Raw genomic sequence first — 16,788 nt, 5'->3', positions numbered from 1 at the left:
ACAAACTCAAAATTTTAGACCATGAATAGAAAAATCATTATCGCCTTATCGTTAGTGGCCTTCATTTTAACCACTTCGTGTGGCACGAAAAAGAAAATCGCCGCCCTAGAGAAACAAAATAAAGATTGTCAGGATTTGTTGAATTCGACTACCGTAAAACTCAATCTTTGCCTTAGCGAAAAAGAAGCGATGTCAAGCCAAATTGATTTCTTAAAGAAAAACAATTCCGATTTGATCAACAATATGGGCAACATGACAACCTTAACGACTCAAGGCGCTCAGAATATTGAAAAAGCTTTGGAAACCATCAAAGAAAAAGACCTTAAAATCACGAGAATGCAAGATGCGTTGACCAAAAAAGACAGCGTAACCTTAGCCTTAGTAACGAGCCTCAAAAGTTCCGTAGGGATTTCTGATCCGGATATTGAAGTGAATGTCGAGAAAGGCGTTGTGTTTATCTCGATTGCTGATAAATTGTTGTTCAAAAGCGGCAGTTATATGGTCAGCGACAGAGCCAAAGAAGTGTTAGGCAAAGTAGCGAAAGTCATCAATGATAAACCTACTTTCGAATGTATGGTCGAAGGCCACACCGATAATGTTCCGTTCACAGGCAACGCAATTTTACTAGACAACTGGGATTTAAGCGTCAAACGTGCTACGGCCATCGTTAGGGTTTTAACCAAAGAACTGAAAGTAAATCCTGCGCAATTGATTGCTGCCGGAAGAAGCGAATATATTCCATTAGTAGACAACAACACCGCCGACAACCGCTCTAAAAACAGAAGAACCAGAATCGTCGTGATGCCGAAAATTGATGAATTCTACGATATGATTGAAAAAGAAATGAAGAAACCGACGAAATAATTTTCAATATAATCCATAAAAAAACGCCTTGATTGTCAGGGCGTTTTTTTTTTGTCTTATAACCTCAAAATCTTACAGTCCAAAAATCTAAAAAATATCCGCATCACCTTTGCCTTCGCGAACTACAACAGGTTCATAACCTGACAAATCGATAATCGTCGAACCGATGTTATCGCCATAACCGCCATCAATCACGAGATCTACAAGGTTTTGCCATTTCTCGAAAATTAATTCCGGATCGGTTGAATATTCAAGAACCTCATCATCGTCATGGATCGAAGTTGATACGATTGGATTGCCGAGCATCTTCACAATTTCTAAGGCGATATTATTAGCCGGAACACGAATTCCTACCGTAGTTTTCTTTTTGAATTCTTTCGGCAGGTTGTTATTTCCGGGTAAAATGAAAGTATAAGGACCGGGCAAAGCGCGTTTCAGAAGCTTGAAAGTTGATGTATCGATCTGTTTCACATAATCCGACAGGTTGCTCAAATCGTGGCAGACGAACGAAAAATTCGCTTTCTCGAGTTTGATGCCTTTGATTTTGGCGATGCGCTCTAAGGCTTTAGTGTTGGTGATGTCGCAGCCTAAACCATAAACCGTATCGGTCGGATAAATGACCAAACCGCCATTGCGCAAAACATCGACAACCTTTTTGATCGCGGCTTCGTTGGGTTTGTCTTCGTATATTTTGATGAACTGGGCCATTGAAATTTTGAATTTTGAATTTTAAATGATGAATGATTACCGAAACACTAATAGTCGATGCAGCAACTTCGAATCAGAAATCTAAATGTACGACAATTCAAAATTTATAATTTAAAATTCAAAATAATTAATTATCCAATGACATCAAGTTTGGCAAAACGCAACAATAGTTTTTTGATACCTCCGACTTCAAACTTGATTTCCGCTTTTTTATCAGCGCCAACACCTTCGAGATTGATGACTTCGCCTTTTCCGAAGCGTTCGTGCATCACGATATTGCCGACGGTTAATTTGGAATCAAACAAATTCGGAGCGTTCGAAGGCGCATTGCCAGAGACGGGTTTCAATTTACGAATGATTGATGTAGGTTCTTCGCCGTATTTTTTTGGAGGCGTGCCACTTACGGGTTTTGCTAAACGCAATTTCGATTTGTCGATGTCGCCGAAAATATCGGTATCGATCATCGGTTTGTAGCGGTAATTGTTTTCTTCGACGGAAAGGTATTCAAGATACTGCCCATCGATTTCATCAATAAAACGCGACGGTTCGCTATCAGTGAGTTTGCCCCAACGGTAACGCGATTGCGCATAAGTCAGGTAAGCCTGTTTTTCAGCTCTTGTTAAAGCCACGTAGAACAAACGCCGTTCTTCTTCGAGTTCGCTTCTCGTGCTGATGCTCATCGCGCTAGGAAACAAATCTTCTTCCATGCCTACGATAAACACATACGGAAATTCAAGTCCTTTGGCCAAGTGAATCGTCATCAAAGCGACGCGGTCGTCATCACCGGTATCTTTGTCAAGGTCGGTCGCCAAAGCCACATCTTCGAGGAATTCGGACAACGCACCACGCGCACCATCAATTTCCTTCTGGCCTTCGGTGAAATCTTTGATACCGTTTAATAATTCCTCTATATTTTCGATTTTCGCAATGCCTTCGGGTGTGCCGTCTTTCTTGAGTTCCTGAACCAATCCGGTTTTTTTGGCCACATGATCGGCAAGGTAAAAAGCATCCTGATTTTCATTAATGACTTGGAAACTCTGAATCATCGTTACGAAATCCTGCAACTTAGTTTTGGTTCCTGAATTAAGCTTAAGATCGATTTTGTCGATGTTCTGCATCACTTCAAAAACCGAGCGTTTGTAATGATTGGCCGCCACGACAAGTTTTTCAACCGTAGTATCGCCAATGCCTCTTGCGGGATAATTAATTACACGAATCAGCGCTTCCTCATCTTTCGGATTGATCACCAAACGCAAATAGCACAGTACGTCTTTGATTTCTTTTCTTTGGTAGAACGAAAGCCCGCCATAAATTCTATACGGAATATCACGCTTTCTGAGCGCGTCTTCCATCGCACGTGATTGCGCATTGGTTCGGTATAAAATCGCAAACTGACCATTGGTCATTTGGTTCAGCATCTTCTGTTCCCAAATGGTGCTCGCTACGTAACGGCCTTCTTCGCTGTCGGTAATGCTGCGGTTTACTTTAATTTTATTCCCGAAATCATTGGCCGTCCAGACGATTTTATCAAGTTTGGTTTTGTTTTTATCGATAATCGAATTTGCGGCTTCGACTATATTTTTGGTCGAACGGTAATTCTGCTCCAGACGATAAGTCTGCACATTGTCATAATCCTTCTGGAAATTGAGGATATTATTGATATTGGCGCCACGAAATGCATAGATACTTTGCGCGTCATCACCAACGACGCAGATATTCTGGAACCGATCCGACAAAGCGCGTACGATCAGGTATTGGGAATGGTTCGTATCCTGGTACTCATCAACCAGTATGTAACGGAAACGGTCCTGATACTTCGCCAAAACGTCAGGAAAGCGATTGAGCAATTCGTTGGTTTTCAGCAACAAATCATCAAAATCCATAGCGCCGGCTTTGAAACAACGGTCTACGTAATGCTGGTAAATATCCCCGAGTCGCGGCTTCTTGCTCATCGCATCGGCTTCCTGCAATTCGGGATTGTTAAAATACGCTTTGACCGTAATCAAACTGTTCTTGTACGATGAAATCCGACCCAAAATCTGCTTCGGTTTGTAGATGTCTTTATCGAGTTGCATCTCTTTTATGATTGCCGAAATCAATCGCACACTGTCTTGCGTATCGTAAATCGTAAAGTTCGACGGATAGCCTAATTTATCGGCTTCCGCACGAAGAATACGCGCAAAAACCGAGTGAAAAGTTCCCATCCATAAATTCTTAGCTTCACTCGCACCGACAATCTGCGAGATGCGGTTTTTCATTTCACGCGCCGCTTTGTTGGTAAACGTAAGTGCCAAAATACTGAACGCGTCTACACCCTGGCTCATCAGATAAGCGATTCTTATCGTGAGCACTCGGGTTTTTCCGGAACCGGCACCGGCAATGATGATCATCGGTCCGTCTTTCTGCAGAACAGGCTGTTGTTGGGCTTCGTTGAGCTGGCTGATATGTTTTTGCATTGCTTTTGGGTGGCTGGGTTCGTTCAGACTGAACGCAAAAATACGCATTTCGCGGGGAAGAATAAAGCCAAATTTTTCAACATTCCGGAAATGGAATTATTCTGTTTTTGGAGCGGATGCCGCTTCTTTTTCGAGTGAGGAAATGATTTTTTCTTCTTCAGAGGTCAATACGATTGCGTTGTTCTTTTGCCAGAATTTTTCCGTAAAGAAAGTGGGTTTGTCGAACAGGCGCTTTTTGTTGTAAACCTCTTTTTTATTGTACTTCAGATCATCTTTTTCAAAATCAGTTACAATCAGGTCACTTCTCGATTCTTCCAAATAATCATGTTTTTTATTCCAGATTCGCATCTTACCATAGCGATTGCAATAATTCATGAAATAGTTATTGTTGACTATTTTAAAAGCTGCTTTATATTTCGAATCTAAAATCGAGATTCTTGCGATAAGCAGGTTAATCGAACCAATATATTTCATGTGAGAAGGCGCCATTACAGCTTCGACTTCGCTAATCAATTTTGTTTTCGGATCGAAAGTAACCGTGCCTTTGAATAGCGGTTTCTCTATTTCAGGTTTAGGTTCAAAAGAAATCGCATACTGCTCATCGCCTGATTTATCTTTCTTAGATTTCAAGGTAAAATCATAATCTTCGTAGTGTTTTTCGTCAAGCAGTCGTTCTGTAAAATAACGAAATTCATAACTCCTCGAAATCGCAGTCTGCAAGTTCTGCAATGAACTCGAACCTTCGTCTTCTTCGTCATTTACCAATAAATAGGAACGGTTCTGTTTGATGACCACGTCGGATTTTGTCTTTTTAGTAGTGCCACTGATATGGTAATCGAGCAAACCATCGGAAAACTTGACATGTTTATTATTCGATTTCACAAACTCTCTATAATAAGTGTGCAAAAGAATAGGCTTATTAAATCTTGCTTTGGAAATCGCCACCACTTCTCTTAAATAAACATACAATGGTATCTTGGTCACCATGACTTCTTCGAGCACTTCCTCACTTTGTTCTAAAAATATAGTGGTTTCGTCTTTGAATTCAGCAACCGGAACCATCTTGGTTTTATAACCCAAAAACGACATCACAATCGTAGCTGTTTTGGGAACGGTCATTTGAAAAACGCCTTCTTCATTGGAAATGGTTCCCAATCCGGAATTTTGTACGCCCACAGAAACGGCAATCACAGGTTCTTTGGTCGCAGCATCTTTGATTAGGCCGCGGATCGCAATATTCTGAGCAAAGGTGGCACTGCACAACAATAGTAAAGCAAAGGCATACAAACTTTTCATAACATCCGATTTTAGTTCGAGCTAATATAATGGAAATCATGAGGACTTTAAAACATTGCTAAAAATTTCAAAACAAAATTTTAAATTCATTTCAGTTCCCTAACTATTATCCTATTTTTGCTGCGATAAAAAACAAACTATGGAAACCACAAAACTCATCGAGATTTTAAGTTATACGATTCCTTCACTGATTACGGGCGGTGTCGCTTATTACTTGTTTACAGCTTATTTCAAAGACCAACAAAACACCCGCCGATGGTTGTTGCAGAAAGAAAACCAAAAAGATGCTTTGCCATTGAGATTGCAGGCTTTCGAACGCATGGCTTTGTTTCTGGAACGCATCAATCCGACGAAATTATTGATTCGCATTACGCCACTTTCACAAGACAAAAACGATTATGAGAATTTAGTGATTGCCCAAATCGAACAGGAATTCGACCACAACCTGACGCAACAAATCTACATGACCGACGAATGCTGGACCATCATCGTCACGGCTAAAAATGCTACGATTCAGATGATCCGCAAAGCCAACATGAGCGACCGTGTAGACAGTGCCGACAAACTGCGCGAAGTAATCTTAAGCGATTTAATGGAAAAAGCGACACCGAGCAGCGCCGCTATGAGTTATTTGAAAAATGAGTTGAAGGCGTTTCTTTAATTGTCTCTTCTCACATGAGCAACACCAGTTACCGAATGTGTTCCTGTTTTATCGGTATAAGTTCCATTAAAAGTCAAATCAAGGTATTGCCCAACTTCACCAAATTGACTTAAATTGAATTGAATCGTATTAGGGGTAATTCCATAGATATTCAAACTAGTTCCTTCTATTGTAAATTCAGATGAAGTATAAACTCCCGGAACAAAAACATTTCCGGTAATTGTCATTGATTGGTCCTGACTAGTTCCATTTATATAAAATTCATTGGTTTTAACGTATGCATTTAAATTATCAATCAAAAACACTGTAACTTCATTATCAATTTTATAGGAAATAAATTCTGTAACAGTATTGCAGGCAGCAAGGTTTCCAACATTGGTTATTGGTGTTGCAAAATGGTAACTAACAGAATCCGTTGATTGCAAGCTATCATAATCAAAACCCTTTAGTTTAAAGTTAGTGTTAGCGCCGCAATAAATTTTATTAAAATTGAATGCCCCGTTAGTTACTGCCGAAACCTGGGTTTGATAATTAGAATATAGCATAACATATCCATTGGTAACATTTGTATTATCGCACTTTAATAAATTCCCTTGTACTAAAGTAGAAAATAGATTTGAAGTGTTAGTAATGATGATATCCGGAAGCGCTGTATCAACAGAAAAAGGACCTATGGTTGAAGTATATATAACGCAGCCTTGGGTTGAATACACTTCTAAAGTCAATATCTGATTGACAGGAATTAAACCCGAAACAGCCCCATCATCATCTGTAAAACCAGATGCCGTTTGAAAATCATAGGTCAAATTGGCCGATACATACGAAATTGGATTTCCATTACTATCAACAATTTTTGTGCTTAAACGAACTGTTGGAAAACACGCATCACAGTTCCACCAAGAAAAATGGCTCACATTCCCAACATATTGATTCCCAACTTTAGTAGCGGAACCTTCTTCTATCCAATAACCTTTGGCTTCATCAAAATGCCATAACGGAATACTGCTTGGTGCCGTTGCCATTTGTGAGGCGTCAATTTGCATTTTAATTTGTGCGGTATGTGTTTTTGCAATTTGTAATTTTTCCCCACCACTGCCGCGCAATTCCACTTGCATCATGCCGAAAGTCTGTAATACTTTGGCTGTTCCGTCGGCTGCTTGAGCATATAACATTCCTGGCATCAGACTGCTGATATCCTGATTCGATGGTGTCAAATGAAACATTGAAACCGCAACACTTCCTGAATAAGCTGCTCCAGATTCGGTTTCAAACGCGCCGTCAAAAAGCACTTTGGTTCCTGAAGGAAGCGCCACTTCACTAGATGTTCCTGATGCAATCGTGGCGATTGGAGTGGCCGGAATCATCATGATTTTCACGTTATTCTTTCCATTTGTTGGAACCATAGCGCGCGAACCGTCAATATAACCGGCTTTGTTAGCTGTGATGTAGGCGAATTTCTCATGCACGTTTGCCCCATTGATTATAAAAACGCCATTCACATCGGTTTGTACCGAAGATGTTCCTATACTTATCCTAGCATTTTGAATCGGTTGATTATTAACATCGACCACCTGACCAATAAAATCCCGAGAAGCCGAAGCTCCGAAATTTTTAGTAAAATCAGTATCTGGATTTGTATCCGAATCACTGTCATCACTAGGATTACAGCTGATGATTGCGAGGCATAAAAAAGCGAAAAGGCATTGGATTTTTTTCATAATCAATAGTTTGTTGGTGAAGAATATCTCAAATGTAAAGAATTAATCCGCTGCAGTTGTTGTCACTTAGAATTCAAGCGTTTTGGGTTAGAATTCGATGTTCCCAAAAAACAAAAAGCCATCACGAACGGACGGCTTTTAAATATTGAGAACCTCTTGTTGATTTACCTCGAATAATTCGGAGCTTCTTTAGTAATGGTCACATTATGCGGATGGCTTTCATTAATGCCACTTGCAGTGATACGAACAAACCTTCCGGTTTCCTGCAAAGTCGGAATGTCTTTGGAGCCGCAATACCCCATTCCGGCGCGCAATCCGCCAATGAATTGTTGCATGCTTTCGTTGAGTTCGCCTTTGTAAGGAACGCGACCTACAATTCCTTCAGGAACCAGTTTCTTTACATCGTCTTCCACATCCTGAAAATAACGGTCTTTGGAACCTTCCTGCATCGCTTCCACCGAACCCATGCCACGATACGATTTGAATTTTCTTCCTTCAAAAATAATGGTTTCACCGGGAGATTCTTTTGTTCCGGCAAGCAACGAACCGAGCATCACACAATCAGCTCCCGCGGCTATCGCTTTTGGAATGTCACCTGTATATCGGATGCCACCATCAGCAATCACGGGAACGCCACTGCCTTTAATTGCAGCCGCTACTTCCAGAACCGCAGAAAATTGAGGAAAACCAACGCCTGCCACTACCCTAGTCGTACAAATGGAACCCGGACCGATACCGACTTTAACACCATCAGCGCCGTGCGCCACTAGAAATTGGGCGGCTTCTGCAGTAGCAATGTTGCCGACAATCACATCAAGGTTTGGGAATTTTGTTTTGACTTCTTTCAGAACCGTAACGACGCCTTCCGTATGTCCGTGTGCAGTGTCAATGATGATCGCATCCACGCCGGCATTGACCAAAGCTTCGGCTCTATGAACGGCATCAGCGGTAACGCCAATCGCAGCAGCTACGCGCAAACGACCGAAAGTATCTTTATTCGCAATAGGTTTTTGGGTGAGTTTGGTAATATCTCTGAACGTAATCAATCCTACCAGTTTATAATCGGTATTGACGACGGGAAGTTTCTCAATCTTATTTCCTTGTAAAACCACTTCCGCTTGTTCGAGCGAAGTACCTTCTGCAACGGTAATTAAGTTCTCACTCGTCATCACCTCAACAATCGGTCGCACATTGTTCTTTTCAAAACGCAAATCGCGGTTGGTTACGATACCTTTTAAAATTTTCTGGTCATCAACTATAGGAATTCCTCCTATACCGAATTCTTTCATCGCGTTTTTCGCATCGGCAACCGTAGCAGTTAAAGGCAAAGTCACCGGATCGATGATCATTCCCGATTCGGCACGCTTCACTTTACGTACTTTCGCAGCTTGTTGTTCTATGGTCATGTTCTTGTGTAAAACGCCAATACCGCCTTCCTGAGCCATCGCAATGGCCATCGAGCTTTCGGTGACGGTATCCATTGCGGCAGAAACTATAGGAACGTTGAGCGTGATATTCCTCGAAAATTTCGACTGAATACTGACTTCACGCGGTAAAATATTAGAGTAATTCGGAACGAGCAGGACATCGTCGTAGGTTAATCCTTCACCGACGATTTTGGAGTGGTGTGCCTTCATTGCAATTTGTGTGTTGTAGTTAAATTGCGGGCAAATATAGATAATTTTAGCCGGAAAAGTGTAATAATTTTATCATAAAAAATGAGTAAATTGCAAGAAGTAAAAGATTGAATCCGAATCACTTCATTTCAATTTTAACCTTACTTCCATCGTGATGACGACAACACAAAACCAAATCATATCCGGACTTTCTGAAAGCGAAGTACGGCAATCCAGAATCACCAACGGAGAAAATTCCCTGAAGCATCAGGAAAAAAATCATTTCTGGCATTCTTTAGAAGACATGGTAAAAGAACCTATGTTTATTTTGCTAATCGCCGCTGCAACCATTTATTTTATCACTGGCGATTATGGCGATGGCATCTTTATGACCGCAGCGATTGTATTGGTTTCAGCCATTTCTTTATATCAGGAATCAAGAAGCCACAACGCGATTGAATCGTTACGCAAATTGTCGCAACCCAAAAGCAAAGTGATACGCGGCGGGAATCTGATTGAAATCCCGAGCGAAGAAATTGTTTTGGGCGATTGTGTTCAAATTGAAGAAGGCGCCTTTATTCCGGCAGATGGAATAATCCTTCAATCGAATGATTTTTCCGTAAATGAATCGATTCTGACTGGCGAATCTTTAGCAGTGTTCAAAAATGAAACATCCGAAAACAAACAGGTTTTTCAAGGAACCATCACAGCCAGCGGTTTGGCCATCTGCAAAGTAATCGCGATTGGAAACCAAACCCAGCTCGGAAAAATCGGTGCCAGTATCGCTTCGATTGAAGAAGAAAAAACACCGCTACAGATTCAGATCACCAACTTCGTCAAAAAAATGTCGGTTATTGGATTAATCATTTTTGCGATTGTCTGGGGCATCAATTACTATCATTCGCAACAATTTCTGGCGAGTTTGCTCAAAGCGCTGACGATTGCCATGAGCGTGATTCCTGAAGAAATTCCGGTGGCTTTCACTTCTTTTATGGCTTTGGGTGCTTGGCGATTGCTCAAAATGGGCATCATCGTCAAACAAACCAAAACCGTAGAAACTTTAGGAAGCGCGACCGTAATCTGCACCGACAAAACCGGAACGCTAACCGAAAATAAAATGAGTTTGGCACAATGGTATACATTGGCTGATGATGCGATTCAAAATCCTAACGAGAAACTTACTACCAACGCTCAGGAATTATTGACTTTGTCGATGTGGGCCAGCGAACCGATTCCGTTTGACGCCATGGAAATCGCTTTGCACGAAGCTTACACCAAACTCAAAACCAAAGACGAACGCCCTGATTACAAACTCGTCCATGAATATCCACTGAGCGGCAAACCGCCGATGATGACGCATATTTTTGAAAACAAAAAAGGAAACCGCATCATCGCTGCTAAAGGAGCGCCTGAAGCCTTAATCGCCTGTTCGAAACTTTCCAAAAAAGAAACCCAACAGATTCTTGACGCAGTCGATAATATGTCCAATCAAGGTTATCGCGTGTTAGGAGTTGGCGTGGCTGACTTTACCGGAAAAGATTATCCAAAAACGCAACAGGAATTTAAATTCCAATTTAAAGGTTTGGTCGCTTTTTACGATCCGCCGAAAGCCAATATCAAAGCCGTTCTGGAAACATTCTACAAAGCCGGAATCGAGGTGAAAATCGTCACCGGAGATAATGCCGCGACGACAGCAACCATTGCCAAACAAGTGGATTTTAAAAACAATGCCGCAGTTCTAAATGGCGATGCCTTAATGACCATGGACAAGGCTACCTTAAAAGAGAAAGTCCTCGAAACCAGCATCTTCACGAGAATGTTTCCCGAAGCCAAACTCAAAATCATCGAAGCGCTCAAAGACAGCCATCAGATCGTGGCGATGACCGGTGATGGTGTGAACGACGGTCCTGCGTTGAAATCAGCGCACATCGGAATAGCGATGGGCAAAAAAGGAACTGAGATTGCCAAAGAAGCTGCGAACCTTATATTGGTAGACGATGATTTTTCGAAAATGACCGACGCGATTGCGATGGGACGGAAAATTTACGTCAACCTTAAAAAAGCGATACAATATATCATCTCGATCCACATTCCGATTATCCTGATTGTGTTTCTACCACTCGCTTTGGGTTGGATGTATCCGAATATTTTCTCGCCGGTACACATCATCTTTTTGGAAATCATCATGGGTCCGACCTGTTCGATCATTTATGAAAACGAACCGATGGAAAGTAACCTGATGTTACAGAAACCCAGACCGCTGACCACAACTTTTTTCAACTGGAAAGAAATTACGATCAGCATCATTCAAGGTTTGGTGATTACGCTCGGATTGCTGTTCGTTTATCAGTATTGTATTGCGGAAAACTGTACGGAAGCGCAAACAAGAACCATTGTGTTCCTTACTTTGATTGTCGCCAATATTGTACTGACTTTAGAAAACCGCTCGTTTTACTATTCGATAATTACGACGATCCGATATAAAAACAACCTTGTGCCGCTGATTATCGGGATTACGGTTTTGATTACTTCGTTGTTGCTGTTTGTGCCTGTGTTCTCTAAATTTTTCGCTTTCGATGCGATTAGTGGCGCGCAATTAGGCGTCAGTATTTTGGTCGGTAGCGTGGCCGTTTTGTGGATTGAAATCTATAAGTTGGTGCGCAGACGATAACCCTAGCCCCGATGGAAGGGAATATCCTTTGGCTTTCTTCTTTAGAAAGACAAAGATTGGAATGACAGCGGGATTAGCTTCTAATGAAACTCGCCAAAAAGCTTTGAGGCTTCGTTGTAACTGCTCTCGAAACTCATCGGACTTGTGCCCGTGTTTTCCTTTTGTGCCGTGAAATAAGACAACAATTTCTCGGTCGGCATATTGCCTGTAAGATCGTCTTTCGCCATCGGACAACCTCCAAAACCCTGAATCGCGCCATCGTAACGTCGGCAACCGGCTTTATAGGCCGCATCAATTTTCTCGAACCATTTGTCGGGCGTGGTATGCAGGTGCGCCCCGAATTCGATTTGCGGATATTTGGGAATCAGGTTTGAAAACAAGTACGTAATCACTTCGGGCGTGGAGCTTCCGACGGTATCAGAAAGTGACAGAATCTTGACGCCCATTTGGGAGAGTTTTTCGGTCCACTCGCCTACGATTTCTACATTCCACGGATCGCCGTACGGATTTCCGAAACCCATCGAAAGGTAAGCGACGACTTCTTTGTTGCTTTGGTCGGCAATGTTCAGGATTTCCTGTAAAGTGATCAATGATTCCGCAATGGTTTTGTGCGTATTCCGCATCTGGAAGTTCTCTGAAATGGAAAATGGAAAACCTAAATATTGTATTTCTTTGTGCTGTGAAGCCGAAACCGCACCTTGCGTATTGGCGATAATCGCGAGTAGTTTGCTGGTAGTCTGCGATAAATCAAGTTGCGCTAGAACCTCAGCGGTATCCTGCATCTGCGGAATGGCTTTGGGCGAAACGAAACTGCCAAAATCGATCGTATCAAAACCCACGCGTAACAACGACTGTATGTAGGAAACCTTTCGTTCCGTAGGGATAAAAGGCTTGATGCCTTGCATGGCGTCGCGCGGACATTCGATGATTTTGATTGGTTTCATGAAGGCCAAATATAACAAAGAAATTGATAGTACGAAATCGTTTGAAGTAAAATTAATATTACATTATTTGGTAATAATCATAAATATTACGTTATTTGGTAATAATTTTTAATATTACGTTATTTGGTAATAAGTGATTTCATAGAAACTTTTATTATATTTGAACATGATTAGTATTATCACCGGCGATATCATCAACTCGAGAAAACTGTCCTCAACCCTTTGGATGGATGGTTTGAAACGCATTTTGAATACACACGGAAGCAACCCGGAACAATGGGAAATTTTCCGCGGCGATGAGTTTCAGCTTGAAGTTTCCGAACCTGAAGAAGCGCTTAGAACCGCGATAAAAATCAAAGCCTATCTAAAAACGATTAAACTCGACGCCCGCATGAGCATCGGTATTGGCGATAAAACCTACGCTACTGATAAAATATCGGAAAGCAACGGAACCGCATTCGTACGCTCTGGAGAACTTTTCGAACAGTTGAGAAAACAGAAAAATACTTTAGCAGTCAATACTGGAAATGCCATTCTCGATGAAGAAATGAATCTGATGCTAAGATTATCTCAAACGTTCATGAACCATTGGCTTGTACAGTCTGCAGAATTCGTTCTGATGGCGATTGAAAATCCGACATTGTCGCAGGAAGAAATGGGAAACCTGCTAAAAATCAATCAGGCCGCCGTAAGCCGCAGACGCAAACGCGCTCAATTTGATCTGGTGCTCGAACTCGAAAACTACTACAAACAAAAAATGAAAACGCTATGATGCTGTTCGTGAAATTGCTTTTAGCGCATTTGTTGGGCGACTTTCTGTTGCAACCGACAGCTTGGGTCAAAGACAAAGAGAAACAACAATACAAAAGTGTTTATTTGTATCTCCACACCTTGCTTCACGGTATTTTGGCTTGGATCATCGTGGGCGAAATGGCTTTTGGAAAATGGGCGTTGGTGTTGGCGATTACGCACGGTTTCATTGATTTTTTAAAATTACATTTCCAGAAAAATAAAACCAAGCGCCTTTGGTTTGTTGTGGATCAAGCTCTACACGTATTGATTTTATTGGGAATCGCCTACTTTTACCACCATCAAAAAATAGTCTTTTACGATTTCGACAACAGATTTTGGATTGTAGCCACAGGCATAATTTTATTAACCAAACCAACATCGATCACCATTAAAAACAGCATCTCGATCTGGACGCCCGAAGAACAGAATCAAAAAGACGATTCATTGGAAAACGCAGGAAATTACATCGGAATCCTCGAACGCTTGTTCGTTTTCTTTTTTATCATCACGGGCCATTTTGAAGCCATCGGATTTCTATTGGCCGCAAAATCGATTTTCAGGTTCGGCGATCTCAAAGAAGCCAAAGACCGCAAACTCACCGAATACGTATTGATCGGAACACTGTTAAGTTTCGGAATAGCAATGGTTACAGGTTTTGTAGTCGAATTCGCTTTACAATCGCTCTAAGATTTTCTTATTGATTGCTTTTACCAACGCTGGGCCTTCGTAGATAAATCCAGTGTATAATTGGACCAAGCTCGCTCCTGCCTCCAATTTATCGAGCGCATCTTTCGCTGTATGGATACCTCCTACGCCAATAATCGGAAAGGCTTTGTTGCTTTTCTGGGAAAGAAACCGAATGACTTCCGTCGAACGGTTCGTGAGTGGCTTTCCTGATAATCCGCCAACTTCCTTTTGATTTTCAGAATGCAAATTTTCTCTTGAAGTCGTAGTATTCGTAGCAATCACTCCGGCGATTTTTGTGGTTTTTACAATATCAATGATATCCAAAAGCTGTTCATCAGTCAAATCGGGTGCGATTTTCAACAAAATCGGTTTTGGCTTGGCCTTGGTTTCGTTTTTATTTTGAAGTGTCTGTAATAATTCCGTCAACGGCTTTTTATCCTGAAGTTCGCGTAAATTCGGGGTATTCGGAGAACTTACATTGACCACGAAATAATCTACAACCTCATACAAAGCCTCAAAACAGATCTCATAATCAGACGTAGCGTTTTCGTTGGGTGTCAGTTTGTTTTTACCGATATTCCCGCCGATGAGCACACCATGATTCTCTTTCAATCTTAAAACAGCAGCTTCTACGCCGCCATTGTTGAATCCCATGCGATTGATAATGGCCTGATCTTCTTTTAACCGGAACAAGCGTTTTTTAGGATTTCCATCTTGAGGTTTTGGCGTCAAAGTTCCGATTTCGATGAATCCAAATCCGAAGTTCGAAAGTTCCTGATAAAGTTTGGCATCCTTATCGAAACCAGCCGCAAGCCCAACAGGGTTTTTAAAGGTCAATCCGAATACTTCACGCTCCAATCTGGAATCATCCACGAAATAAAGCTTACGAAATAGTAAAGTCATTCCCGGAATTTTAGACAGACGCCGTATCCAGGTAAATGTAAAATAATGCACCTTTTCAGGATCAAACCAGAAAAGAATGGGACGAATTAGAAGTTTGTACATAGTAGTGTTGTTGTGCTGCAAAAATAGCATTTACCACAAAAACAAAAGCCAACATCGATTTATTATTTTTTATATCTTTAGTTTTAATTACGAATAGCTATAAAATATACACGCCATGGAATGGAAAGCCAAACTGATTATCTACAAACTCGAGAAACGCATTGCTGTTTCTTTTGAATATGATCCGATTTACATCGAGCGAATGAGAGCCATCGTTGATGCCCGATGGAGCCAATCTCTGAAAGTATGGCATCTGCCCGACACGGAAGAAAACCGACACCGCTTCAAAATCACAGCTGAACCTTTAAAAATTCCCACATTAGACAATTTGGAGCAGGCACAGAAATTCAAAAACTGGTTGTTGTCGAAAAGATACAGTCCTAACACCATCAAAACTTATACGGAATGTTTGGGTAATTTCCTGTATTTTTTTAAGGATAAATCTGTTAAGGAAATTTCAAATGACGATCTGATCCAATTCAATAACGACTATATATTGAAGAATAATCTATCGCCATCCTACCAAAATCAAATCGTCAATGCAATCAAATTATTTTATTCAACGGTACAAAATAAGAAAATCGAAATGAGCGCAATCCATCGCCCGAAGCGCGAAAGACTGCTCCCCAATGTGCTAAGCAAGGAAGAAGTCAGGCTTATTTTGAATGCGCATGTCAACATAAAACATCGAGTGATGCTTTGCCTGATCTACAGTTGCGGATTGCGGCGCGGGGAATTGCTGAACCTAAAACCCGCCGACATCGACTCTAAAAGAAACCTCATTTTTATTCATCAAGCGAAAGGCAAAAAAGATCGTATAGCGCCATTATCGCCGAGAATTTTAAACATGTTGCGCGAATATTATATGGGCTACAAACCCAAAGTCTGGTTGTTTGAAGGTCAAAATAAAGGCGAACGTTATTCAGAAAAAAGCCTGCAAAGCGTCTTAAAACTGGCTCTAGAAAAGGCTGGAATAGATAAACCTGTTTCCTTGCATTGGTTACGTCATAGTTATGCAACTCATTTGCTGGAGAGCGGAACAGATTTACGCTACATTCAGGAATTATTGGGCCACAGCAGTAGTAAAACTACTGAAATATATACTCATGTAAGCACAAAAAACCTTCAACAAATCAGAAGCCCGTTTGACGACTTATAATTAGTATATTAGCAAAATAAAACGCCCATATTTTCATACTTATCTATTCGGAAAATGATGTTTTTGGATGAATTTTATGGAGGTATAAAGTAGTTACCAGAAATGATTAAAAAATGAGACTTCAAATAACATTATTACTTTTATTATTAGCTTTTTGTTCCTTTGGACAGAATGAAGAGGTTATTCCTATTGATACAAAATATGACATATT

At 41.1% G+C, this 16,788-nt stretch carries 13 protein-coding genes; 6 read left to right on the top strand and 7 right to left on the bottom strand.

Translation table 11 applies throughout. The features are described from left to right. Positions 1-21 precede the first annotated feature (21 nt). A complete protein-coding gene (locus Q0058_RS01535) occupies positions 22-864 on the top strand; it encodes an OmpA family protein (RefSeq protein ID WP_298220971.1) in 843 nt (280 codons plus the stop codon). 87 nt (positions 865-951) lie between these two features. Here the strand turns inward: Q0058_RS01535 and Q0058_RS01530 are convergent, their stop codons facing one another. From Q0058_RS01530 to Q0058_RS01520, 3 genes are all read right to left on the bottom strand, one after another. Then, entirely contained in the window at positions 952-1,572 is a 621-nt protein-coding gene (locus tag Q0058_RS01530) for an L-threonylcarbamoyladenylate synthase (protein WP_298220970.1), read from the bottom strand. Between the two features lie 131 nt (positions 1,573-1,703). After that, entirely contained in the window at positions 1,704-4,028 is a 2,325-nt protein-coding gene (locus Q0058_RS01525) for an ATP-dependent helicase (protein WP_298220969.1), read from the bottom strand. A gap of 96 nt (positions 4,029-4,124) precedes the next feature. Further along, positions 4,125-5,324 (bottom strand): carboxypeptidase-like regulatory domain-containing protein, encoded by a 1,200-nt coding sequence (locus Q0058_RS01520; protein WP_298220968.1) that lies wholly within the window; start codon positions 5,322-5,324, stop codon positions 4,125-4,127. A 139-nt stretch (positions 5,325-5,463) separates the two neighbouring features. Between Q0058_RS01520 and Q0058_RS01515 the strand changes: the two genes are divergently transcribed. Beyond that, positions 5,464-5,985 (top strand): hypothetical protein, encoded by a 522-nt coding sequence (locus Q0058_RS01515; RefSeq protein WP_298220967.1) that lies wholly within the window; start codon positions 5,464-5,466, stop codon positions 5,983-5,985. On the opposite strand, the gene Q0058_RS01510 is transcribed toward Q0058_RS01515, so the two are convergent. Both Q0058_RS01510 and guaB read right to left on the bottom strand, forming a co-directional pair. Then, positions 5,982-7,703 (bottom strand): hypothetical protein, encoded by a 1,722-nt coding sequence (locus Q0058_RS01510; RefSeq protein ID WP_298220966.1) that lies wholly within the window; start codon positions 7,701-7,703, stop codon positions 5,982-5,984. The genes Q0058_RS01515 and Q0058_RS01510 overlap by 4 nt on opposite strands. A gap of 164 nt (positions 7,704-7,867) precedes the next feature. Next, positions 7,868-9,340 carry an IMP dehydrogenase gene (gene guaB / locus Q0058_RS01505; RefSeq protein WP_298220965.1) on the bottom strand — a complete coding sequence of 491 codons (1,473 nt, stop codon included), beginning with the start codon at positions 9,338-9,340 and terminating at the stop codon, positions 7,868-7,870. 154 nt (positions 9,341-9,494) lie between these two features. Here guaB and Q0058_RS01500 point away from each other — a divergent pair, with 154 nt between their 5' ends. After that, complete coding sequence (locus Q0058_RS01500; RefSeq protein WP_298220964.1) at positions 9,495-11,990, top strand: cation-translocating P-type ATPase; 2,496 nt, start codon at positions 9,495-9,497, stop codon at positions 11,988-11,990. Between the two features lie 80 nt (positions 11,991-12,070). Here Q0058_RS01500 and Q0058_RS01495 read toward each other — a convergent pair whose 3' ends face one another. Then, positions 12,071-12,934 (bottom strand): hydroxymethylglutaryl-CoA lyase, encoded by an 864-nt coding sequence (locus tag Q0058_RS01495; RefSeq protein ID WP_298220963.1) that lies wholly within the window; start codon positions 12,932-12,934, stop codon positions 12,071-12,073. A gap of 166 nt (positions 12,935-13,100) precedes the next feature. Here Q0058_RS01495 and Q0058_RS01490 point away from each other — a divergent pair, with 166 nt between their 5' ends. Next, on the top strand, positions 13,101-13,706 hold the full coding sequence (locus Q0058_RS01490; protein WP_298220962.1) for a hypothetical protein: 606 nt from the start codon (positions 13,101-13,103) through the stop codon (positions 13,704-13,706). Further along, positions 13,703-14,413, top strand: a complete 711-nt coding sequence (locus tag Q0058_RS01485; RefSeq protein ID WP_298220961.1) for a DUF3307 domain-containing protein — start codon at positions 13,703-13,705, stop codon at positions 14,411-14,413. Before Q0058_RS01490 ends, Q0058_RS01485 begins: the two co-directional genes overlap by 4 nt. Here Q0058_RS01485 and Q0058_RS01480 read toward each other — a convergent pair. Beyond that, positions 14,399-15,418 (bottom strand): quinone-dependent dihydroorotate dehydrogenase, encoded by a 1,020-nt coding sequence (locus tag Q0058_RS01480; protein WP_298220960.1) that lies wholly within the window; start codon positions 15,416-15,418, stop codon positions 14,399-14,401. The genes Q0058_RS01485 and Q0058_RS01480 overlap by 15 nt on opposite strands. A gap of 115 nt (positions 15,419-15,533) precedes the next feature. Here Q0058_RS01480 and xerA point away from each other — a divergent pair, with 115 nt between their 5' ends. Beyond that, entirely contained in the window at positions 15,534-16,577 is a 1,044-nt protein-coding gene (gene xerA, locus Q0058_RS01475; RefSeq protein ID WP_298220959.1) for a site-specific tyrosine recombinase/integron integrase, read from the top strand. Positions 16,578-16,788: the final 211 nt, after the last annotated feature.

This window comes from Flavobacterium sp. (assembly GCF_027484705.1).
In the GTDB taxonomy this organism is placed as follows: Bacteria; Bacteroidota; Bacteroidia; order Flavobacteriales; family Flavobacteriaceae; genus Flavobacterium.
This window is presented reverse-complemented; position numbering and strand designations above follow the sequence as displayed.

What these genes read in the sequence shown, in the direction of transcription:
- Q0058_RS01535 (WP_298220971.1), top strand. Translation starts at nt 22, where the DNA reads ATGAATAGAAAAATCATTATCGCCTTATCGTTAGTGGCCTTCATTTTA.
- Q0058_RS01530 (WP_298220970.1), bottom strand. Translation starts at nt 1,572, where the DNA reads ATGGCCCAGTTCATCAAAATATACGAAGACAAACCCAACGAAGCCGCG.
- Q0058_RS01525 (WP_298220969.1), bottom strand. Translation starts at nt 4,028, where the DNA reads ATGCAAAAACATATCAGCCAGCTCAACGAAGCCCAACAACAGCCTGTT.
- Q0058_RS01520 (WP_298220968.1), bottom strand. Translation starts at nt 5,324, where the DNA reads ATGAAAAGTTTGTATGCCTTTGCTTTACTATTGTTGTGCAGTGCCACC.
- Q0058_RS01515 (WP_298220967.1), top strand. Translation starts at nt 5,464, where the DNA reads ATGGAAACCACAAAACTCATCGAGATTTTAAGTTATACGATTCCTTCA.
- Q0058_RS01510 (WP_298220966.1), bottom strand. Translation starts at nt 7,703, where the DNA reads ATGAAAAAAATCCAATGCCTTTTCGCTTTTTTATGCCTCGCAATCATC.
- guaB (WP_298220965.1), bottom strand. Translation starts at nt 9,340, where the DNA reads ATGAAGGCACACCACTCCAAAATCGTCGGTGAAGGATTAACCTACGAC.
- Q0058_RS01500 (WP_298220964.1), top strand. Translation starts at nt 9,495, where the DNA reads ATGACGACAACACAAAACCAAATCATATCCGGACTTTCTGAAAGCGAA.
- Q0058_RS01495 (WP_298220963.1), bottom strand. Translation starts at nt 12,934, where the DNA reads ATGAAACCAATCAAAATCATCGAATGTCCGCGCGACGCCATGCAAGGC.
- Q0058_RS01490 (WP_298220962.1), top strand. Translation starts at nt 13,101, where the DNA reads ATGATTAGTATTATCACCGGCGATATCATCAACTCGAGAAAACTGTCC.
- Q0058_RS01485 (WP_298220961.1), top strand. Translation starts at nt 13,703, where the DNA reads ATGATGCTGTTCGTGAAATTGCTTTTAGCGCATTTGTTGGGCGACTTT.
- Q0058_RS01480 (WP_298220960.1), bottom strand. Translation starts at nt 15,418, where the DNA reads ATGTACAAACTTCTAATTCGTCCCATTCTTTTCTGGTTTGATCCTGAA.
- xerA (WP_298220959.1), top strand. Translation starts at nt 15,534, where the DNA reads ATGGAATGGAAAGCCAAACTGATTATCTACAAACTCGAGAAACGCATT.